Annotated in this window: 20 protein-coding genes; 15 read left to right on the top strand and 5 right to left on the bottom strand. The window is 63.2% G+C overall.

The window, feature by feature from the left end; translation table 11 throughout:
• The first annotated feature begins 610 nt into the window (after positions 1-610).
• From AB1462_RS31000 to AB1462_RS30990, 3 genes are all read left to right on the top strand, one after another.
• The gene (locus AB1462_RS31000) at positions 611-1,381 is read left to right on the top strand and encodes a DUF4198 domain-containing protein (RefSeq protein ID WP_259194966.1); all 771 of its coding nucleotides are present in this window, start codon (positions 611-613) and stop codon (positions 1,379-1,381) included.
• 28 nt (positions 1,382-1,409) lie between these two features.
• On the top strand, positions 1,410-2,615 hold the full coding sequence (locus AB1462_RS30995; RefSeq protein WP_315338399.1) for a heparan-alpha-glucosaminide N-acetyltransferase domain-containing protein: 1,206 nt from the start codon (positions 1,410-1,412) through the stop codon (positions 2,613-2,615).
• A gap of 63 nt (positions 2,616-2,678) precedes the next feature.
• The gene (locus AB1462_RS30990; RefSeq protein ID WP_367248900.1) at positions 2,679-4,025 is read left to right on the top strand and encodes an OprD family porin; all 1,347 of its coding nucleotides are present in this window, start codon (positions 2,679-2,681) and stop codon (positions 4,023-4,025) included.
• A 7-nt stretch (positions 4,026-4,032) separates the two neighbouring features.
• Here AB1462_RS30990 and AB1462_RS30985 read toward each other — a convergent pair whose 3' ends face one another.
• From AB1462_RS30985 to AB1462_RS30970, 4 genes are all read right to left on the bottom strand, one after another.
• On the bottom strand, positions 4,033-4,857 hold the full coding sequence (locus AB1462_RS30985) for an HAD family acid phosphatase (RefSeq protein WP_315338403.1): 825 nt from the start codon (positions 4,855-4,857) through the stop codon (positions 4,033-4,035).
• Between the two features lie 246 nt (positions 4,858-5,103).
• Complete coding sequence (locus AB1462_RS30980; protein ID WP_090406203.1) at positions 5,104-6,435, bottom strand: OprD family porin; 1,332 nt, start codon at positions 6,433-6,435, stop codon at positions 5,104-5,106.
• A 63-nt stretch (positions 6,436-6,498) separates the two neighbouring features.
• Entirely contained in the window at positions 6,499-8,049 is a 1,551-nt protein-coding gene (locus AB1462_RS30975; RefSeq protein WP_367248897.1) for an MFS transporter, read from the bottom strand.
• A gap of 9 nt (positions 8,050-8,058) precedes the next feature.
• Entirely contained in the window at positions 8,059-9,267 is a 1,209-nt protein-coding gene (locus AB1462_RS30970; protein ID WP_090406197.1) for an aspartate transaminase, read from the bottom strand.
• 379 nt (positions 9,268-9,646) lie between these two features.
• Here AB1462_RS30970 and nac point away from each other — a divergent pair, with 379 nt between their 5' ends.
• The 12 genes from nac (at position 9,647) to AB1462_RS30910 (ending at position 19,301) form a co-directional block, all read left to right on the top strand.
• On the top strand, positions 9,647-10,552 hold the full coding sequence (gene nac / locus AB1462_RS30965) for a nitrogen assimilation transcriptional regulator NAC (RefSeq protein ID WP_259194977.1): 906 nt from the start codon (positions 9,647-9,649) through the stop codon (positions 10,550-10,552).
• 114 nt (positions 10,553-10,666) lie between these two features.
• Positions 10,667-11,080 (top strand): acetyl-CoA carboxylase biotin carboxyl carrier protein subunit, encoded by a 414-nt coding sequence (locus tag AB1462_RS30960; protein ID WP_090406194.1) that lies wholly within the window; start codon positions 10,667-10,669, stop codon positions 11,078-11,080.
• 33 nt (positions 11,081-11,113) lie between these two features.
• Positions 11,114-12,466 (top strand): acetyl-CoA carboxylase biotin carboxylase subunit, encoded by a 1,353-nt coding sequence (accC, locus tag AB1462_RS30955; RefSeq protein ID WP_090406191.1) that lies wholly within the window; start codon positions 11,114-11,116, stop codon positions 12,464-12,466.
• Complete coding sequence (gene pxpB, locus AB1462_RS30950) at positions 12,463-13,119, top strand: 5-oxoprolinase subunit PxpB (RefSeq protein ID WP_367248895.1); 657 nt, start codon at positions 12,463-12,465, stop codon at positions 13,117-13,119. The genes accC and pxpB overlap by 4 nt, the downstream gene beginning before the upstream one ends.
• Positions 13,116-14,090: a biotin-dependent carboxyltransferase family protein gene (locus AB1462_RS30945; protein WP_367248893.1), complete on the top strand. Its 975-nt coding sequence runs from the start codon at positions 13,116-13,118 to the stop codon at positions 14,088-14,090. Before pxpB ends, AB1462_RS30945 begins: the two co-directional genes overlap by 4 nt.
• Entirely contained in the window at positions 14,087-14,479 is a 393-nt protein-coding gene (locus AB1462_RS30940; RefSeq protein WP_367248891.1) for a hypothetical protein, read from the top strand. Before AB1462_RS30945 ends, AB1462_RS30940 begins: the two co-directional genes overlap by 4 nt.
• On the top strand, positions 14,476-15,249 hold the full coding sequence (locus AB1462_RS30935; protein ID WP_090406179.1) for a LamB/YcsF family protein: 774 nt from the start codon (positions 14,476-14,478) through the stop codon (positions 15,247-15,249). The genes AB1462_RS30940 and AB1462_RS30935 overlap by 4 nt, the downstream gene beginning before the upstream one ends.
• A 93-nt stretch (positions 15,250-15,342) precedes the next feature.
• Entirely contained in the window at positions 15,343-16,095 is a 753-nt protein-coding gene (locus AB1462_RS30930) for an SDR family oxidoreductase (RefSeq protein WP_367248889.1), read from the top strand.
• A 109-nt stretch (positions 16,096-16,204) separates the two neighbouring features.
• Entirely contained in the window at positions 16,205-16,906 is a 702-nt protein-coding gene (locus AB1462_RS30925; RefSeq protein WP_090406176.1) for an amino acid ABC transporter permease, read from the top strand.
• Positions 16,907-16,912: 6 nt separating this feature from the next.
• A complete protein-coding gene (locus AB1462_RS30920) occupies positions 16,913-17,656 on the top strand; it encodes an amino acid ABC transporter permease (protein ID WP_090406173.1) in 744 nt (247 codons plus the stop codon).
• Between the two features lie 23 nt (positions 17,657-17,679).
• Positions 17,680-18,408 carry an amino acid ABC transporter ATP-binding protein gene (locus tag AB1462_RS30915; RefSeq protein WP_169899070.1) on the top strand — a complete coding sequence of 243 codons (729 nt, stop codon included), beginning with the start codon at positions 17,680-17,682 and terminating at the stop codon, positions 18,406-18,408.
• Positions 18,409-18,467: 59 nt separating this feature from the next.
• Entirely contained in the window at positions 18,468-19,301 is an 834-nt protein-coding gene (locus AB1462_RS30910; protein ID WP_259194974.1) for an ABC transporter substrate-binding protein, read from the top strand.
• Positions 19,302-19,355: 54 nt separating this feature from the next.
• Here AB1462_RS30910 and AB1462_RS30905 read toward each other — a convergent pair whose 3' ends face one another.
• Positions 19,356-20,564 (bottom strand): DUF1835 domain-containing protein, encoded by a 1,209-nt coding sequence (locus tag AB1462_RS30905; protein ID WP_259194975.1) that lies wholly within the window; start codon positions 20,562-20,564, stop codon positions 19,356-19,358.
• Positions 20,565-20,954 lie beyond the last annotated feature (390 nt).

Here is a 20,954-nt window from a genome sequence, read left to right as displayed (position 1 = left end):
TAATCCGACAGTGATTTGGGGGGCCGCCGCCACGCGCCATCCATGGCGCGGGGCGGCTAAACCGGCATCCCTGCCGGTTTACCCCCCAAATCACTATCGAATTCCGGCCAGCGTGGTTTAACGGGGCACCTGAGATCAAGATCAAAAGCAAGATCAAGGGCGGCTCGCTTCGCATCGTGGTTACTGTTGGCGGCTACAACGTTGTAGATAGCTATGCCCCCGACGGCGGTCTGTCAGCTGACCCCGCTTTATGGGGTGAACCGGTTCAAATGTGGGGGCTGGCTTGCCTGCGATGCAGGCACCTCGGTACATCAGGTACACAGCTTTGCGCAGGGCGTGGAAACGATCAAAGCTCACTGCTTTTGCACCTCAATTGGACACGCCCACTCGTAGTCTTGGCTAAACGCCTCATCTCGACGCAACCCGCATAAAACACTTTTTCGGGCCCTTAAACAGTGGTCTGCGCCGATCCGTGGGCGCAATTCGGCGCAAAACGCAAAAGGGCCTGCGTTGTAATGCTTGCAGAGTGAGGGAGCGCAGGGCTACGCGGGGTTTTCCAGCTGCGACAGCCTTGGGTTGAACACCACCAATCGGAGCGAAAAAAATGCGAATGAGCAACGCAAAAGCACTGTTGGGTTATGGGGCGTTCATGCTGGCTACCGCCAGCGAGGCGCATCAGATTTGGTACGAACAACTTCCCGGCCAGCCCCTGGCCTTGTACTACGGGGAATATGACAAGAACGTGCTGGAGGTGACGCCGGGGGGAATGGACCGGTTCAAGCAGCTCCAGGCCTGGTCGCTGGCCGACAGGTCGGCACCGCTGCAGCTGAACCTGCAGCGCCAGGCGTTCATCCTGGCCGAGCAGCCCGGCCATGAGGATTCGTTGCTGGCGCAAGACCTGCACTATCCGATGTTTGATGTGCATGAAGGCGGCAAGACTTTGAAAGCCGCTTGGACGCCAGCCACGCGTTGGGTTGGTGACCTGCGCGCTCGCAGCCCGGAGTTGACCCTGGATGTTGTTCCCACCGGCGTTGCCGATGCGGGCCGTGCGCAGTTCCGGGTGTTCTTCGCGGGCAAGCCGCTGACGGGCCAGGAAGTGATGCTGGAAACCGCCTCCGGTGAAGTCTTCAAGCAGCGCAGCGATGCTGCCGGCAACGTCAGCTTCGAGCTGCCCTGGCAGGGCACTTACGTGGTGGCCGTTGAGTACCAGGACAACAGCCCTGGCGAACGTCTTGATCCGGCGGGTAAACCCGAGCGGTTTGACGTCAAACGCTTCAGTTCGACGTTGTCGTTCCACCGCCGGCAAGGCCAGGCGCCGTTACCCCGCGCGCCGTCGCAACTGCCGGCATCGGAAGTCGCCAGGCTGAAAAAGTCAGCCTGATTCATTGCCTCCTACATGAGTGATTGATATGACCCTTTCTTCAGGATTGGCCGGTCAGGCGGGCACTGTTGCGCCGACGCTTGCCCGCACGAACGTCACGGCGGCCACGCGCATGCTGGCTATCGATGCGCTGCGTGGTTTTGTGATGCTGTTGATGCTCATCGACCATGTGCGCGAAACCTTCTTGCTGCACCGGCAGGTCACCGACCCGATCGACGCCTTGAGTGTCACTCCGGACCTGTACTTCACCCGTATGCTCAGCGAGATCTGCGCCCCGGCGTTTATCTTCCTGACGGGTTTGTCGGCCTGGCTCTACAGCCAGAAACACAGCGCCCGCGAAACCTCGGTGTTTTTGCTCAAGCGCGGGCTGTTCCTGGTGTTCCTGGAAATCACCTTCGTGTGCTTTGCCTGGAACGCCGAGTTCCCGCCCAAGACGTTGTGGCTGCAAGTGATCTGGTGTATCGGCCTGTGCATGATCGTGCTCGCCGGTTTGCTGCACTTCAAGCGCGCCTGGCTGATTGTGCTGGGGGTGGCGATTGTCGCCGGGCATAACCTGCTCGATGGCGTGACAGTCGGGCCGGAGTCGCCGTTCTTCGTGCCCTGGTCGATCCTGCATCAGCGGGTGTTTATCGACATTACCGAATTCACCCGCGCTCGCACGACTTACCCGATATTGCCGTGGATCGGTGTGATCCTGCTGGGCTGGGGTATCGGCCCGTGGTTTGGCAAGGCGATGCCGTCGGCGGAGCGTATCTCCCGCTTGGTCAAGCTGGGTACAGGCCTGCTGGTCGCGTTTGTGTTTATCCGCTACCTCAACGTGTATGGCGAGAAACCCTGGGTGCAGACCGGTGATGCGTTGCGCACCTTCATGAGCTTCATGAGCGCGAAGAAATACCCGCCGTCGCTGATGTTCCTGATGCCGACTCTGGGCCTGTCGCTGCTGTTGTTGGCACTGTTCGAGAAATGGCAGGCCCGCTGGGCTACCGCGACCCTGGCGATCTACGGTGGGGCGCCGATGTTTTTCTACTTGCTGCACCTCTACGTGCTCAAGGCCATGTACCTGGTCGCGCTGGCGATCTGGGGCGCCAACCAGGGCACCTACTACGGTTTTGACGACCTGCCGATGGTGTGGTTGTGGAGCGTGATACTCGGGGTGTTGCTGTTCTTCCCGACGCGGTGGTTCGCCGACCTCAAACAGCGTCGTCGCGACATCGCGATTCTCAAATACCTCTGACGGAACCAACGGTGTTCTGCGCCCTGCGGAACACCTTTGCCTGACACGTTCTGGAGTCAAACCGTGAAGATGCTATCGACCCGCACCCTGCTATTGGCATTGGGAGGGCAGAGCCTGCTCGCCTTCGCCGCCGAACAAGACACCGTCAAAGGCTTTATCGAGGACAGTCAGTGGAACCTGCTCAACCGCAGTGTCTACGACCGCCGCGACTACCAGCATGGCGCCCTCAGCAATGGCGCACGCAACGCCTACAAACCGCGATCCCAGCGCAGCGACCTGGCGGAGGAATGGGCCTATGGCCTGATGGCTGACTACGCCTCGGGCTTCACCACCGGCACCCTGGGTTTTGGCCTGGATGCGCACGTTTATTCCGCCTGGCAACTGGACAGTGGCGGTGGGCGTGCCGGGAAAGCCCGGCTATTGGGGGTGGACAATGACGGCCATCCCAAGGACCAGTTCAGCCGCGGTGGTGCAGTGGCCAAACTGCGCTTTTCCTCAACCGAATTGCGCTACGGCGAGCAGCGGGTGAAAACCCCGGTGTTTGCCTCGTCCGACAGCCGCTTGCTGCCCGAAACCGCGACGGGATGGCTGTTGACCAGCCGCGAGTTGCCGGCCACCACCCTGTTCGCGGGGCACTTCAATGAGAGCACCGACCGCAACGCCAGCAGCCATGACCAAGGGTTTGTCGTCAATTATTCCAATGGCAAGCAAGGTGATCGCTTTGACTTGGTGGGTGTGCGCAATACGGCAATCAAGGGGCTGAGCGCCAGTGTGTTCAGTGCTGTCTATGAAGACACCTGGCGCCAGCATTACCTGGGGGCGGTCTACACCCGGCCGCTGTTTCCCGGCCAGGCACTGACTGTTGACCTGAACCTGTATCGCACCCAGGACACCGGCAAGGCGTTGTCCGGGCACATCGATAACACCACATGGAGCCTGCTCTCGACCTATCGGTTCGGTGCCCACAGTGTGGGCGTGGGCTATCAGAAAGTCAGTGGCGACACGCCGTTCGACTACGTGACGCGCGGGGCGATTTACCTGAGCAACGCCGTGGCGCTGTCCGACTTCAACGCCCCACGGGAAGCCTCGTGGCAGGCGCGCTATGACCTGGATCTGGCGGGCCATGGCATGCCAGGCCTGAGCCTGGCGGCGTTGTATGTACGCGGCAGTGGCATCGACGGCCGCCACATGGATCCTCGCGGCGGCTACCAATGGCTCGGCTACGGTGATGGGGGCAAGCATTGGGAGCGTGACCTGCAAGCACGCTACGTGGTGCAGTCCGGTGTCGCGAAAAACCTCGCTTTTACCCTGCGCCACGCCGTGCACCGGGGCAATGCGGCGCAGGCGGAGCTGGACGCCAACCAGATCCGTCTGGCGGTCGAGTACCCGTTGGGCGGGCGCTTGCACTAGGCCGGCGTTACTCCTGCAACTGCAACGCCTGCTGCTTGAGCTGGCGTTTCTGCGCGAACGGCAGCTTTTCATCATCCCCATAGGGCGCGCTGTACCAGTTGCCGTAAGTCGGGTTGGGCAGCAAAAACCAGCGCTGCCCGAGCCAGTTCACATAGGGTTCGACGGCCTTGCGCTGGGCCTCGAGGGTGTTGCGTTCGGCCTGGACGAAATCCCCCAGGGAATCACCGGCCAGCAACAGCACGCGAGCCTGGCTGGCGACCCATTGGCGGCGGCAGTTCTTGCCGTAGCCGGCGCTTTCGCAGTGCCCGGTAGGCGTGCTGGCGGCGAGCACCTGTTGATTGCTCTGCACCGGAAAACCGCGCAGGCGCAGGTTGGCCACAGTGGCCGCGACCTGGCTGTGTTCGCGGTTAGTCAGGTAGTAAACCGTGATGCCTTTTTGTTGCGCCGCTTGCAGGAACGCCACGGCGCCGGGGAGTGCCTGGGCCTTGGCCTGGTCGACCCAGGTGTTCCAGCGGTCGTAGGAATACACCTGATTGTTGATGACATCGCGGGCATTGAGCGGCACGTTGTCCAGCAGGGTTTCGTCAATATCCACCACCACCGCCGGTGGCAGGCCGCTCAGGTTGCGGGGAGGGAAGGGCAGCGCGTCCCAGCTGGGATCGGCCAGCGCCACGTCGAGCTGGCGGGTGGCATGGGCGAAGACCTGGCGATAGATCAACTCGTGTTCGATGGAGGTCTGGGTCCAGAGTACGGCGTCGAGCTGGTCGTTGGCCGGCGGCGTGTGTTGGCAGCCTGCCAGCAGGCACAGGCTGGCGATGATCAGGGGTCGCATGCAGAGGTCTCGCAGGGAAAGGGCGCGTGGGCGGCACCTTAGCCTAATCCGGTGTTGATTCACCACATTGCGAAATTTTTGTCGGATGCGAAATTGACGTGATTGTGAAACTTATCATCTAGCAGCGGCCTCATCGCCAGCTCGATATTGCCGGCATCGCGGCGCTACACCCTGGAGCACATCAGCCAGCCATACCGCCAATCAAACTGTGGGAGGGGGCAAGTCCCCCTCCCACATGTGAGCTGCCTACAAGATGCTCAACGGGTAACTGATGATCACCCGATGTTCATCACTGTCACGCTGGGTGGTCACTTCGGTGCGCAATGAGGCATGGCGCAAGGCGATGCTCAGGTTCTTCAGCGGGCCTTGCTGGAACACATAGCTCACGGTCAGGTTGCGTTCCCACTCGCTCTTGTCACCCGTTGGCGTGCGGATGTTCGAGCCGCTTTCGTACATGCCCATAAAGCTCAGGCCCGGCACGCCGACCGTGGCGAAGTCATAGCCGTAACGCACCTGCCAGGTGGTTTCCCCGGCGCGCTGGAATTTGCCGATCATCGACTCGGTCATGAAGTAGGCCGTGGAACCGTCACCCTGGTTCAGCCACACCGCATCGCTGTCGCCGCTGACCTGTTGCAGGCCGGCGGCAATCGTGTGGCCGTTGACCAGGTAGGTGAACAGGGCACTGCTCAGGCGGCTGTCGACCTTGCCCTTGGTCACGCCGTCGCCGTAGTAGCCGAAGGTGTAGAACGCCGGGTCGTTGCCGTTGGCGCCGTCGGAGCGGTTGTCGAAGTGGCGCAGGTCGGTGCGCAGGGTGCCCGGCCCGATCTGCCAGTCGTACTTGAGGCCCAGGAAGTTCTGCTTGTAGAAGTCCTGCAGGTTGCCGTAGTAGTACTGCAAGGTCAGGTCTTTGGTGGGTTTGTAGTCGACGCCGCCGTAGTAGAACTTGTTGACGAACTCACCGCTGACCGGGTTGTTGGCGCCCGGGATCGACATGCCCATCTGGTTGCTCGAACCACGGCCTTTGACGTGTTCCAACTGGCCGAGGGTGAAGGTGAAATGGTCCAGGTCCTTGGACTGCACCTGCCCGCCATTGAAGGTCTGTTGCAACATGCGGTCGGTGGACATCACCACCGGCAGCATCGGTACCAGGGTCCCGTATTTCAGCTCGGTCTGGGCAAAGCGCGCCTTGGCGGTCAGGCCCAGGCTACCGAACTCGTCTACCGCGCGGCCATCGTGATCGGTGGGGAACACGTTGCCGTTGAACGCAGTGCTTTGGGGGTTGTAGTGACGACCTTTGCCGGAGTCCAGGCGCACGCCGAACATGCCGATAGCGTCGACACCGAAGCCCACCGTGCCTTGGGTGAAACCCGACTCGAAGTTGGCGATAAACCCCTGGCCCCATTCCTGGGTGTAGTTGGGGTCAGCGGCGCCGCTGCGGTTGTCGGCGTTACTGAAGAAGTTGCGGGCCAGTACGTTGAGCTTGCTGTCTTCCACCAGGCCGGCGGCGTAGCCCTGTTGGGCGATCAGCAGGCCACAAAGGCCGGCGAGTACTGTCGGTGCGCGATTGAAAAGCTCCATCGGTGTCATCCCCATGTGTGTTTGGTTTTTTTGAGGGCAGTCAAAAGCGGCAGTGAAGGTTTTCTATTTGTTTTCAGGAGCAGGTTTTTCAGGAGCAACGGTGGCCGGCACGACATGCAGTCGCACCGGCGGCAAGCGGTACAGGATCAACAACGCCAGCACGCCGATCCCGGCGCACAGCAACAGGCCGACGCCCACGGACTGCGCCAGTGCATCGCGGGCCAGGTTCAGCCAGGGCGAGGCTTCAAGGTTGGAATGCAACAGCGTTTGCGGGTCGGCATACATGGCAATGCCCTCGGCGTGATTCGCCGCGAGAAACACCCGCTGCACGTTGGCGCTGTAGAGCAGATTGACCAGCACCCCCATGCCTGCGGTGCCGAGTAGCCCGCCGACCAGGCGCAGGGACTGGGTCAGTGCCGTGGCAATCCCCAAGAACTGCCGTTCGGCCAGGGTCTGGGTGAAGACCGTGAGGTTGAGCAGGATAAATCCCAGCCCCAGGCCGGCCAGCAGGATCAAACCGAGCAACAGGTTGAACGCGGCCCCGCGCCCGACCACGGCCAGGCCCAGGCACGCCAGCAGCAGCGCGACAAAGCCCGCCAGCGGCAAATGGTTGGGGTTGCGCAAATGGGTCACGATGCGGCTGTTGACGATGGCCCCCAAGGTGATGCTCAACGCCAGCGGCGTGATCAGCAGGCCGGCGTCCTGGGGCGAGTAGCCGTAGGCGCCTTGCAGCAACAGCGGCAGGTAGAACAACAGCGAAAACATGATCGCGCCGGCCGCCACCGACAGCACGAACAACAATCGCAGGCTCGGCAAGCTGAATAACGCCGCCGGCAACAGCGCATGCGGGCAACGCCGCTCCCAGTGCCACAGCGCGATGATCGCGGCAATACAGCCCAGGCCCAGGGCGGCGCTCAACGCCAGGCTCGAATGCCCCAGCCATTCCACAAACAATTGCAGGCTGCCCAGCGCCGTGGCGATCAGCAGCGCGCCGGGCCAGTCCAGGCGAATGCCGTTGCGTTGCTGCGGGCGGTACCAGGGCAGGAAGCGCCAGGCGATCAACAGCGCCAGGCACCCCAGGGGCAGGTTGAGGTAGAACACCGAGCGCCAGCCAAAGGCGCCGGTCAGGTAACCCCCCAGGCCCGGGCCAATGGCATTGACCACGCTGAACAGCGCACTCAAGAGCATTTGCCAACGCAGGCGTTGACGGGTATCGGGAAACAGCTCGGGAATGCAGGCGAACGCGGTGCCGATCAACATGCCGCCGCCCACCCCCTGCAAGGCGCGGCCGATCACCAGCACCAGCATGTCGTTGGCCACGGCGCAGGCCAGTGAGGCCAGGGTGAAAATCAGCGTGGCGGCCAGCACAAACGGCTTGCGCCCGTAGTAATCCCCCAGCCGCCCGAAAATCGGAATGGTGACGATGGACGCCAACAGGTAACCGGTGGCAACCCACGCATAGAGTTCAAAGCCATTGAGCTCGGCGACGATGCTCGGCAAGGCGTTGCCGATCACCGTCTGGTCGAGTGCCGAGAGCATCAGCACCAGGGAGATGCCGAGCATGGCCAGCAAGGCTTGCTGGAAACTCAGGGGCGGATGGGCTGCCACGGTCATGGTCGGCCCTCAGCGCAACGCGGCGACGGCGGCTTTGATGCGCGCACAGCCTTGGTCGAGGGTGGCAATCGCGGTGGCGATCGACATGCGGAAAAACGGCGCCAGGCCATACGCCGTGCCCGCCACCACCGCCACGCCCTGGCTTTCCAGCAGGTACATCACGACGTCGCTGTCGGTGTGCAGCACCTTGCCCTCGGGCGTGGTTTTACCCAGCAGGCCAGCGCAATTCACATACAGGTAGAACGCGCCATCCGGCTTGCGGCAACTGAGGCCGGGAATGGCATTGAGCAGCTCCAGGCAGCGGTCGCGGCGTTGCTGGTAGACCCGCACGCTTTGCTGGACGAAGCTCTGGTCGCCGTTGAGCGCTTCCACCGCCGCTGCCTGGCTGATCGAGCAGGCGTTGCTGGTGGACTGCGATTGCAGGGTGGCCATGGCGCCGATCAGGTCGGTGGGGCCGGCGGCGTAACCGATGCGCCAACCGGTCATGGCATAGGTCTTCGACACGCCGTTGACCACCAGCGTGCGATCTTTCAAAGCCGGTTCGATGGCCAGGATGTGCGGGTTATCCAGGCCGTCGAAACGGATGTGCTCGTAGATGTCATCGGTCATCAGCAGCACATGGGGATAGTCCAGCAGCACATCGGCCAGGGCGCGCAATTCGCTGTGGCTGTAGCTGGCGCCGGTGGGGTTGCTGGGGGAGTTGAGCAGCAGCCAGCGGGTACGCGGGGTGATCGCCGCGCGCAGCTGGCCTGGAGTCAGCTTGAAGCCGTTGTGTTCAGGGCAGGCGAGGGTCACGGGCTCGCCTTCGCAGGCCAGCACCATGTCCGGGTACGACACCCAGTACGGCGCCGGGATCAGCACCTCATCGCCGGCGCCGAGGGTGGCGGCAAAGGCGTTGAAGATCGCACTCTTGGCGCCGCTGGTCACCAGCACTTGCTGGGGGGTGTAGGCCAGGGCGTTTTCCCGCGCCAGCTTGTCGACGATGGCCTGGCGCAGCTCCGGGGTACCGGCGTTCTGGGTGTAGCGGGTTTCACCGCGCTCGATGGCGGCACTGGCGGCTTGGCGAATATTGGGTGGCGTATCGAAATCCGGCTCGCCCACCACCAGGTTGATGATGGACTGGCCCTGGCGACGCAGCTCGTTGGCGCGGTCGGACGCGGCGCTGCTGGGCGATGGTTTGATGCGTTGCACACGGGCGGCGATGCGGGAGGCAGTCACGGGCGTTCCTCGTTGATGGTGTTGACGGGGGTCACAGTACGAGGGGTGGGGGAGGGCGCCATAAGATGAGTTTGTTCTGGTTTGATAGGCAGTGCTTATGGCTGGGGTTGCACTGTTGTGGTGCCTCCAGTCCTGGCTGCTCCGGACGGGTGCCTTGGGCGGGGGTTCAGGGGCAGCCATAGCAAAGCCTTATGGCTGGTTATACGGATGGCCTGTCTTTTGCAAACCTGCCAGGTGTACGCAAAACCAAATGTGGGAGGGGGCTTGCTCCCGATAGCAGTATGTCAATCACAGATGCATCAACTGACACTGCCTCATCGGGAGCAAGCCCCCTCCCACATTTAAGGCATCACTTGTCCATTACATGAGCATCGCCATTTTGAACCTGCGCCGCCTGAAGTATTTCGTGAAACTGGTCGACATCGGCAGCATGACCCAGGCCGCCGATGTGCTGCATGTGGCGCAACCGGCGTTGAGCCAACAACTGGCGACCCTGGAAGCGGAGTTGCAGCAACAGTTGTTGATTCGCACCAAGCGTGGCGTCACGCCGACTGAGGCGGGCAAGGTGTTGTATGCCCATGCGCAGATTATTTTGCGCCAGTGCGAGCAGGCCCAGAGCGATATCAATGCCACCGGCCAGGCGTTGTCCGGGCAGGTGTCGGTGGGGTTGGCGCCCGGTACTGCGGCGTCGGCGCTGTCGTTGCCGTTGCTGCGCACGGTGCGTGAGCGCCATCCGGGCATTCTGCTGTACCTCAATGAAAACTTCGGCACCACCTTGAGCGAGCTGATCATGAACGGTCGCATGGACATGGCGGTGCTCTACGGTGGGCGTGAGGTGCATGGCTTGAGTTTTGTCTCGCTGCTGCGCGAGCCGTTGTACCTGGTGAGTGCCGAGCCGGACATTGCCCGTCGCGAAGCGATCCCGCTGGCTGAACTGGCCGACATGGACATGCTGCTGCCGCGTCCCTACAACGTCATGCGCCGGTTGGTGGATGAAGCCTTCCTGCGCATTGGCCTGAGTGCGCGGGTGGTGGCCGAGATCGAGTCGTCCACCACGCTCACCGCTGCGGTGGCCGACCATTTCGGCTCGACCATCCTGCCGGAGTCGTCAGCGCGGGTGATGGTGGCGGCGACTTCGGTGCACATGTGCCGCATCGTCGAACCCGAGGTGGAGGCGCCGTTGGCGCTGTGCCTGTCGGGGCATTTGCCGTTGTCGGTGCCGGCCCAGGCGGTCAAGGCGATCCTGCTGGAGCTGGTGGCGAAGATGCGTGGCAGCCTGATTTGAGCGGTCATAAGGTCGGCTTATCACCCCAAAGCCAAAGCGTCTTGGCCGCTTTTCGAGGGGCTCGGTAGATTGGGCCCATCCACTCAAGACACGCTCGACAGGCAGGGGCCATACATGGATTCAGCACGTATCAAGGGGTTGATGGATTTGCTGGCCGAATCCGATCTGCTGGAACTGAGCTTGACCGAAGGCGACAGCACGCTGCGGCTGTTCAAGCAGGCAGGCCAGGTGATCACCAGCGTCGCGCCGACCGTGATCGCCGCGCCCAAAACCGCAACCCCCGTGGCCAGCGCCGCCGTGGAGATCAAGGCCAGCCTCTATGGCGTCTTGCACCTGACGCCCGCCGTCGGTGAGGCGCCGTTTGTCACCGTGGGCCAAGCCATCGAGGCCGGCCAGACGGTGGCGGTGATCGAGGCGATGAAGATGTTCCACCCGGTCAAGGCCAAGGTCGCCGGCAAGCTGGTTGAGATCCTCGCCCAGGCCGGCGTCGAAGTCGAAGCGGGCCAAGCCTTGTTCCGGCTCGATTGACCCCCACGCGTATTCGTTATTCAGGTGAATTCAATGTTCGACAAAGTGCTGATCGCCAACCGTGGCGAAATCGCCCTGCGCATTCAGCGTGCCTGCCATGGCCTGGGCATCAAGACCGTGGCGGTGCACTCCGAAGCGGACCGCCATGCGCAGTATGTGCAAAACGCCGATGAGTCGCTGTGCATCGGCCCGGCCGCACCGGGGCTGAGCTACCTCAACCAGACCGCGCTGCTGTTTGCCGCCAAGGTCAGTGGCGCCCAGGCGATCCACCCCGGTTACGGGTTCCTGTCGGAAAACGCCGGGTTTGCCGAGCGCATCGAAGCGGCCGGGTTGACCTTTATTGGGCCGAGCGCTGCGTGCATTCGCACCATGGGCGACAAGGTGGCAGCCAAGCGCGCCATGCGTGAAGCCGGTGTGCCGTGCGTGCCGGGGCCGGATTCGAGCATGCCGAGCGACGACGCGAGCATCCTCGCCATTGCCGCCGAAATCGGCTACCCGGTGATCGTCAAGGCGGCCGGTGGTGGCGGTGGTCGTGGCATGCGGGTGGTGCAGGAGGAGGCCGACTTGCTCGCCGCCATCGGCCTCACCCGCGAAGAAGCGCGGTTGGCGTTCGGCAACCCTGAACTGTATATCGAGAAATTCCTCGGCCACCCCCGGCACGTGGAAATCCAGGTGTTGTGCGATGCCCATGGCCATGCGATCTGGCTCGGCTGCCGCGACTGTTCCCTGCAACGCCGCCACCAGAAAGTCCTGGAAGAAGCGCCGGCGCCGGGCATCGATCCCGCGCTGATCGCCACGGTCGGCGAACGTTGCGCCGAGGCCTGCCGCCGCATCGGCTATCGCGGCGTGGGCACTTTCGAGTTTCTGTATGAGGACGGCGAGTTCTTCTTCATCGAGATGAACACGCGCCTGCAAGTGGAGCATCCGGTTACCGAGATGACCACCGGCATCGACATCGTCCAGCAGCAACTGCGCATGGCCCGCGGTGAAGTGCTGAGCGTGCGCCAGGAAGACGTGCAACTGAACGGCCACTCCCTGGAGTGCCGCATCAACGCCGAGGACCCGCTGACGTTTATGCCGACCCCCGGCCTGATCCAGCGCTGGGAAGTGCCGGGCGGTTTTGGTGTGCGGGTCGATTCCCATGTCACCACCGGCTACCGCGTGCCGCCGTACTACGACTCGATGGTGGCCAAGGTCATTACCCACGGCGCCACGCGTGAAGAAGCCATGGCACGCATGCGTCTGGCCCTGAGCGAAATGATCGTGGACGGCATCAGCACCAATATTGCGCTGCACCGCGAGATTCTGGACGACCCGGCGTTCTGCGCCGGCGGAGTCGATATTCATCACCTGGAGCGCTGGTTGCAGCAAAGGAGTCCGACATGAACACCGCACCTTCCATCAGCCTGCTGGGCTCCAGCGCCTTACTGTTCGAGGCCCCGGGCGAACTGGACCTGGCCCCGCAGCAGCGTATCTGGCGCCTGGCCCTGCAAGCCGGCGAATGGCCCGAGATCCACGAAGCGGTGCCCGGCATGAACAACCTGATGCTCACCTTCCTCACGCCGCCGCGTGAACTGAACGGCTTGTGCCAGCGCCTGCTGGAGGCCTGGGAACAGAGCCAGCCGCTGCCCCTGGAAGGGCGCATCGTCGAATTGCCGGTGGTGTACGGCGGTGAGTTCGGTCCGCACATGGCGGACGTGATTGCCCACACCGGACTGGATATCGAGACCATTGCCAACCTGCACTGCGAACCGCTGTACCCGGTGTATGCCCTGGGCAGCCACCCCGGTTATTGCTACCTCGGCGGCATGGACCCACGCCTGGCCACGCCACGGCGCCAGGTGCCGGTGCTGAATATCGGCGCGGGCTCGGTGTCCATCGGCGGGGTGCAGACCGGGGTGTCCGCCTCGGCTGGCCCCAGCGGCTGGAACACCATCGGTCGTACTGAAATGGCGTTTTTCGACCCCGCCCAAACCCCGCCCGCGATCTTGCGGCCGGGTGATTTCCTGCGCTTGCGCATCGAGAGGATCATTCGATGATCGAGATTTTATCGGCCACCGCCCTGGCCACCGTGCAGGACTTCGGTCGCTTCGGCAGTCTGGGTTACGGCGTGGGCACGTCGGGCGCCATGGACCAGCTGGCCCTGGCCCTGGGCAACCTGTTGCTGGGCAATCCCGAAGACGCCGCCGCGATTGAAATACCGCTGTTCCCGTTCGACGTGCGGCTGTTGCAGGACTGTGCCTTTGCGCTGACCGGCGCCGCTTGCGACGCCACCCTGGACGGCCAGTCCTTGCCACCGAACTGGGTGTGCCAGGGCCGTGAAGGCCAGGTCTTGAGCCTGGGCTATCCGACGTCTGGCAGCCGTGCCTACCTGTGTTTGGCGGGCGGGGTGGATGTGCCGTCGGTGCTGGGTTCGCGCAGCACTCAATTACGCGGCGAGTTCGGCGGCCTCGACGGCCGCGCCCTGCAACAGGGTGATCGGCTGGGGGCACTGCGTCCCGGTATCAGCCCGTTGCCGCTGGATGTCGGGGTGTTGGCGCCAAGCCTGGCGCTGCCGTTGCAGGTCGATGGGGTGCCTGCCATGCGCGTGTTGCCCGCCGCCGAATACGAGCGTTTCCAAGAAACTTCCCGCGCGGCGTTCTGGGCCGGTGAATGGAAGATCACCACCCAGAGCAATCGCTACGGCTACCGCATGGAAGGCCAGCCGCTGCTGCCCATCGCCCCGATGGAAATTCGCTCCCACGGCATCGTGCCGGGGGTGATCCAGGTGCCCCACGGCGGCCAGCCCATCATCCAGATGCGTGACGCCCAGCCCAGCGGCGGCTACCCCAAGTTCGGCAGCGTGATCGAGGCCGACCTGTGGCGCCTGGGCCAGGCGCCCATCGGCGGTAAGGTGCGCTTTATCGAGTGCAGCTACCTGGAGGCCGTCGAGGCCCTGGAAACCAATCGCGCGTATCTGCGTGAAGTCAGCCGCCTGTTGGAACTGCACCGCGAAGGAGTGAACGCATGACCCTTGAGGAAATTCGCCAATTGGCGCTGTGGCTCAAGGAGCACCACTTGGCCGGTGCCGAAATGAGTCGCCCCGGTGTGCACCTGACGCTCAAGCGCGGTGCCTCGGCCGCTGCTGTTGCGGCGCCTGCCGCCGCTGAGGTGCAGGCCCCAGTGCTGCGCACCACTGGCATGGGGCGCTTGCTGCTGACCCATCCCCAACTTGATCAACCGTTCGTGGCGGTGGGCGATCAGCTCAGCGCCGGGCAACTGGTCGCGCTGCTGCAAGTGGGTGAGTTGTTGTTGCCCTTGCGCGCGCCCCGCGCCGCGCGGGTTGTCGATGTGCGTGTGCCGTGCGGCACCACCGTCGGCTACGGCGAAGCTTTCCTCGGAGTGGAGTACCCCGCATGAAGATTGATTTGAACGCCGACCTGGGCGAAGGCTTCGGCCCGTGGCGCATGGGCGAGGATGAAGCGCTGATGCGCCTGATTTCATCGGCCAATGTGGCCTGCGGTTTCCATGCCGGCGACCCGCTGATCATGGACAACACGGTGCGTCTGGCCAAGGCCGGTGGCATCGACCTGGGGGCGCATGTGGGCTTCCCGGACCTGATGGGCTTTGGCCGTCGGCAGATGAACATCGAGACCAAGGAACTCGTCACCCATGTGATCTACCAGCTTGGCGCGCTCGCCGGGATCGCGGCGGTCAACGGCCACCGCATGACCCACATGAGCTTCCACGGCGCCCTGGGCAATATGGCCGCCGCCGATGCGGCGCTGGCCGAGCCGTTGGTGCGGGCGGTGGCGGCGTTTGACCCGACGCTGATCATCAGCTCCTCCAGCAGCCGCGCCATCGAAGGCGCGGCCGAGAAGTGCGGCCTGCGCGTCGCCACCACGTTTCTCGCCGACCGCGCCTATGACGATGATTGCCTGCTGGTGCCGCGCAAGGTCGACGGCTCGGTGATCAAGGCGCCGGCAGCGGTGCTGCGCCGGGTGCGGCAGTTGTTGGAGGAGGGCACCGTGACCGCCCTCAGCGGCAAGGTGCTGCGGGTGCCGGCCCATTCGATCCTGCTGCACGGCGACACCCCCGGCGCGGTCGAACTGGCGCGCACCATTCGCGCCGAAATCGAGCAACTGGGCGGCCGCATCACGCCGATTTCCCAGCTGCTGGCCGCGTCATAAGCAGACCTTATCGCCACACAACCATTGCGTCTTGGTCCAGCGTCCGAAGGCTGGATAGAGTCGAACCATAACCCGTAGCACAAGGACCACCCCATGCCATTTTCCGACTACAAAACCGCGCTGGTCACCGGGGCTTCCTCCGGCATCGGCGCCGCCGTTGTCGAGCGTCTGTGCCAGGAAGGCGTGCAGGTGCATGCCCTGGCCCGCAGCGCCGACAAGTTGCAGGAACTGGCGGCCAGGACCGGCTGCATCGCCCACGCCATCGATGTCACCGACCTTGCCGGGTTGACCCAACTGTTCGCCGAAAACACTTTCGACATCCTGGTCAACAACGCCGGCGTCGACAAACCCGGTTCCCTGCTCAAGGCTGACGCCGACAGCATCGACCTGCTCATCGACGTCAACCTGCGCGCCGTGCTGCACCTGGCGCGCCTGGCGCTGCCGGGCATGGTCGAGCGCGACTGCGGGCACATCATCAACATCAGTTCGATTGCGGCGGCCTACAACTTTGGCGGCAACTCCACCTACCACGCGACGAAGGCGGCGGTGAGCATGCTTTCGCGCCAGTTGCGCATTGATGCGTTCGGCAAGCGCGTGCGGGTCACCGAGATCTGCCCGGGCCGGGTCGCCACGGATATTTTTGCCCACGTACACGGCGATTCCGAAGCCACCTACAAGCGCTTCGTCGAGGGCTTTGAATTGCCCCAGGCCGAGGACATCGCCAATGCCATCGCCTTCGCGATTGCCGCGCCGATTGCGGTCAACATCGGGCATATGGAAATCACCCCGACCTTGCAGGTACCGGGCGGGCTTTCCACCGCACGGCCCCAGGACTACCAGGGCTGAATCCCAGCCCCAGCAAAAGAACGGATCGATCCGTCAGCGCTGCATCCCGCCACGGCCTCGCCGGGTGATTTTGATTTCTGCCCTAGCCCAATGCCGATAGGGATTGACCATGAAGCAAGACTTCGATTTGGCCGCGATTCTGCAAGGCGAGTACGCCGAGCTGATCGTCAAGGGCATCGAAATGACCTTGCAGCTGGCGCTGTTCGCCTGGCTGCTGGCGATGCTGCTGGCGCTGACACTGGTCACGGTGCGCCTGACCGGTAACACGCTGGCCGACCGCCTGGTGGCGGGGTACGTGTCGTACCACCGCAATGTGCCGACCCTGGTGCAACTGATGCTGTGGTACTTCGGCGTGCCGACGCTGCTTGGCGAGTCCACGCAACTGTGGCTGGCCAACCACAACACCGAATACCTGTTCTCGGTGATCGCCCTGGGCCTGTGCCAGGCCGCGTATTTCTGTGAAGACATGCGCAGCGGCCTGCGCGCCATTCCCGCCGGGCAGACCGAAGCGTCCAGGGCCCTGGGCCTGGGCTACGTACGTTCGATGCGCTACGTGATCCTGCCCCAGGGCGTGCGCAACTGCCTGCCGTCGCTGATCAACCACACCGTGCTGCTGTTCAAGAACACCAGCCTGGCGATGGCGATCGGCGTGATGGAACTGACCTACGCCAGCCGCGAAGTGGAGAACTACACGTTCCGCACCTTTGAGTCATACCTGGTGGCCACGGTGTTCTACCTGGTGTTTTCACTGCTGCTGATGGGCGCCGGGGCGTTGCTCGCCCGCCGCTTCAGCAAAGCCCTGGCGAGGTAGACCGCGATGTTGGATATGTTTTCAATCGTGCAGCAGAACTGGACGCTGCTCCTGATCGGCCAATACCCTCACGGCCCACTGGGCGGCCTGGCGAGTACCCTGATCCTGGCGGCGCTGGCGTTGCTGCTGGCGTTCCCGTTCGGCCTGCTGCTGGCCTTGGCGCGGGTGTCGCCGTGGAAGGGTTTGTACTGGGTCGCCACGGTGTGGGTCTACGTGCTGCGTGGCATCCCGTTGCTGATGGTGATCTTCTGGACCTACTTCCTGGTGCCGTTGCTGATCGGCCATAACATCACCGGTTTCATGACCATGCTCTGCACCCTGGTGATCTACCAGAGCGCCTACCTGTGCGAAATCATTCGCGGCGGCATCCAGGCGCTGCCGGCCGGCCAGTATGAAGCGTCCCGCGCCCTGGGCTTGGGCTATGTGCGCACCACGGCCTGGGTGATCCTGCCCCAGGCGTTGTACAACGCGCTGCCGAGCCTGATCAGCCAGTTCATCTCGATCATCAAGGAAACCTCCCTGGGCTACGTGATCAACGTGCAGGAAGTGACCTTTGCCGCCAACCAGGTCAACAACCAGTTGCTGACCAAGCCGTTCCAGGTGTTTTTCATCCTGGCGATCATCTACTACCTGCTGTGTTTTGGCCTGACCCGCCTGGCCGGTTGGGTGGAGCAACGCATTGCCCGCAAGCGCCTGGGCGATGGCGGGCAAACCGTGGCGGGCGGTCCGTTGCTGACCACCGATAATTGAAGAGGGCTGCGCTCATGCATCCAATGATCATGTTTTCGAAAATCAATAAATGGTACGGCGAGTACCAGGCGCTCACCGACATCACCGCCGAGGTGCAACCCGGTGAAGTGGTGGTGCTGTGCGGCCCCTCGGGTTCTGGCAAGTCGACGCTGATCCGCACGGTCAACCGCCTGGAAGATATCCAGGCCGGCCAGATCCTGTTCGACGGCCAGGACGTGCACGGCACCGACGCGCAGATCAATCGCCTGCGCAGCCGCGTGGGGTTTGTGTTCCAGAGCTTCAACCTGTTCCCGCACCTGTCGGTGCTGGAAAACATCACCCTCGCGCCGAACAAGCTACGCAACCTCAAGGGCGCCGCGGCCAAACAGAAGGCCATGGAATTGCTCGACCGCGTTGGCCTGGCCCACAAGGCCGGCGCTTACCCAGCGCAGTTGTCCGGCGGCCAACAGCAGCGCGTGGCCATCGCCCGGGCATTGGCGATGGAACCGCCGGTGATGCTGTTCGACGAGCCCACCAGCGCCCTCGACCCGGAAATGGTCGGTGAAGTACTGAGCGTCATGAAGGGCCTGGCCAAGGACGGCATGACCATGATGTGCGTGACCCACGAGATGAACTTCGCCCGCGAAGTGGCCGACACCATCTGGTTTATGGACGCCGGGCAGATTCTGGAAAAGAGCAGCCCCGACGCCTTCTTCACCCAGCCTTCGCACCCGCGAGCGCAACGTTTTATCGCCGACCTGCGGGCCCATTGAGCTGCGGCGGCTTTGCTCCCTCTGCCATTTTTGCTGGTCCAACTTTCTGGAGATTTCCCATGGGTATGAAGCATCTGTTTACCGCACTGGCATTGGGGCCACTGGCGATCGCCGTCGCCCAGGCCGACCAGTTGAGCGACATTATGGCCAAGCAGTCCCTGAGCTGCGGCGTCTACGCCGACGTGCCGCCATTCTCCGCGCCGGACCCGAAAACCCGCGAGCTGGTGGGCATGGACGTGGACCTGTGCAAGGCCCTGGCCAAGACCATGGGCGTGGCCCTGGAGCTCAAGCCGCTGTCGGTTGAAGCGCGGATTCCCGAAGTGAAAATGGGCCGCGTCGACGTGATCTTCGCCAACCTGGCCTACACCAAGACCCGCGCCGAACAGATCCAGTTCAGCGACCCGTACTACATCGCCAAGGAAACCCTGGTGGTGCGCGCGGCGAATGCCGACCAGCCGAAAAGCTTCTTCAAGGACAAACGCATCAGCTCCACCAAGGGTTCCACCTCCGAGCAGTCGATCCGCCTTGCCGGTGCCACCCCGGTGACCTTCCAGGACACCGGCTCGGCCTACATGGCGTTGCAACAGAACAAGGTGGTGGGCCTGGTGACCAACACCATGACCGCGCTGAAACTGGTCAATCAGGCCAAGGCCAGCGGTGTCGAACTGGCCCTGGCCAAGGAGCCGATGGCCCTGGAACCAATCGGCGCCGGCATGCGCCGCGATGAGCCGGCGTTTCTGGCCAAGGTCAACGAGTCGTTGATGTCCATGGAAAAGGCAGGGGAGATCGATGCGATCTGGGACCGCTGGATCGGCCCGAACACCGAATACAAGATGGTCCGCGAGGACAAGGTGCAGAGCTTGAGCGCATTGAAGTTCGAGCCGTTGCCGTAAGCGCTGGCGGTTGTAAAAAAGCCCGCCGTGCGTGATGCACGGCGGGCTGTTTTTTTACTGCGCTCTGTACTGGGGGCGCAGGGCCTCATCAATCATCCAGTGCGGTTGGCCGGGCCTGATGCACGTACCGCCCACCCAGCGTTCGTGGCTGGCATGGTCGAGCCAATACGCCTGTCCGTTGAGCACGCTATGGGCCAAGGGGGTCAGCGACAGCGTGCGACGCGGCCAATCCAGATGCGCTTCGGTTTCCGTCAGCAACGGCTGCTCGCCATCGATCAACGGCCGCAACAGCGCATGAAACATCATGTCCCCCAGGAACGGCAGCGGGTCGCGCCTGGCCATCAACTCGGCGAACACGCGGCCAAACGGCAGCGGCCCGGCTTCGGCGAGGTAGGTCAGGGCCAGGCGTTCGGTCAGCGACAGGCCGTCCTGGGTGCCCGGTAGTTCCTGCAACTGACGCAACAGCGCCGGGGCCAGCAAGGGCAGGGCGGGGTGTGTGCCATGGGCAAGCTCCGCCAACGGCGTCGGTGAGCTGTTGCAATAGGCCGACCAGGCCTGTTTGGCCAGTTGCACGGCATCGTCACCGATCAGGCGCCGCTGTGGCCATAGCCACGCCAATACATCGGGCGCCAGCTGGCCGATACCGATAAAGCGCTCGACACCGGGAATACGATCCACCTCGATCAGCTCCAGCCTGGGCGGTGCCTGCTCCAGGCCGGCCAGGGCACGGATCAGGAACAACTGGTCATAGGCGTCCGCCTCGCACCACAGCACGCTGTGCTCGGCGCTGGCCAAAGTGTGGAGCTGAGCGTATTCATCGTCGACGCGGCGCGTGACGTCCGATACGGGCATGCCAAAGGCCTGGCTGATGAAGGCGCTGCGCATAGCGCGGAACTCTGCGGCGGGTACGTCGCGCACCGGGCCCATGCACAGCGGGTCGCTGAGCATCTGGAACCGGCCCTTGAACCCCGCCACCTGGAGGCTGTGGGCAATGTCATTGCCGCAGCGCCAGTGGGTGGTGCGCGCTTCGTCGCTGGCGGCAAAGTCGGGATGGCGGGCGGCGAAGTCAATGGCGTCGACGTGGGCCTTGAGCTTGGGCCAACTGCTGAAACCCAGTTGCCTGGCGATCTGCCACTGAGCCTGGGACAGGGTGGTATTGGGGTCCTGGGCTTTGAGCTGCGGTAACAGTTCCTTGGCGCGCTTGCGCTGTTGCTCAAGGTTGAGACGGCCATCGGTGTTGGAGGATACGGGGCGTTGCGACATACGATCTCCTTGCACAAACCTTTTCCGCTTTAAGGTTGGGAGTCGTAGAAATGAGGTAGAGCTTCACTGTCTTGGGCGCAGCCCTTTCCGCGGAAGGTGGCGTAGAGAGCGCCAGGCGGGAAATATAGGCACTGCGGCGCTTGATTGCAAATCGGGCTTGGGATCAAACCCGTACTCTTTTTTGGGTTGCACGGGGTCAAGTGTGGGAGGGTGCTTGCCCCCGATGGCGATGGGTATCTACACAACTTTTCAGAGCCTGACAAATCTCCCTGTGGCGAGCGGGCTTGTCCCGCGCTGGGCTGCGAAGCAGCCCCAAAACCAGCCTCTACAGAGTGTCTGATACACCGCGTTCTTCTTTACTGGGGCTGCTACGCAGCCCCAGTAAAGAAG

Origin of the sequence: Pseudomonas sp. SB113 (assembly GCF_040754745.1) — a bacterium.
Lineage (GTDB): Bacteria > Pseudomonadota > Gammaproteobacteria > Pseudomonadales > Pseudomonadaceae > Aquipseudomonas > Aquipseudomonas grimontii.
Note: the sequence above shows the minus strand (reverse complement) of the source record. Positions and strands in the feature narration are given on the sequence as shown.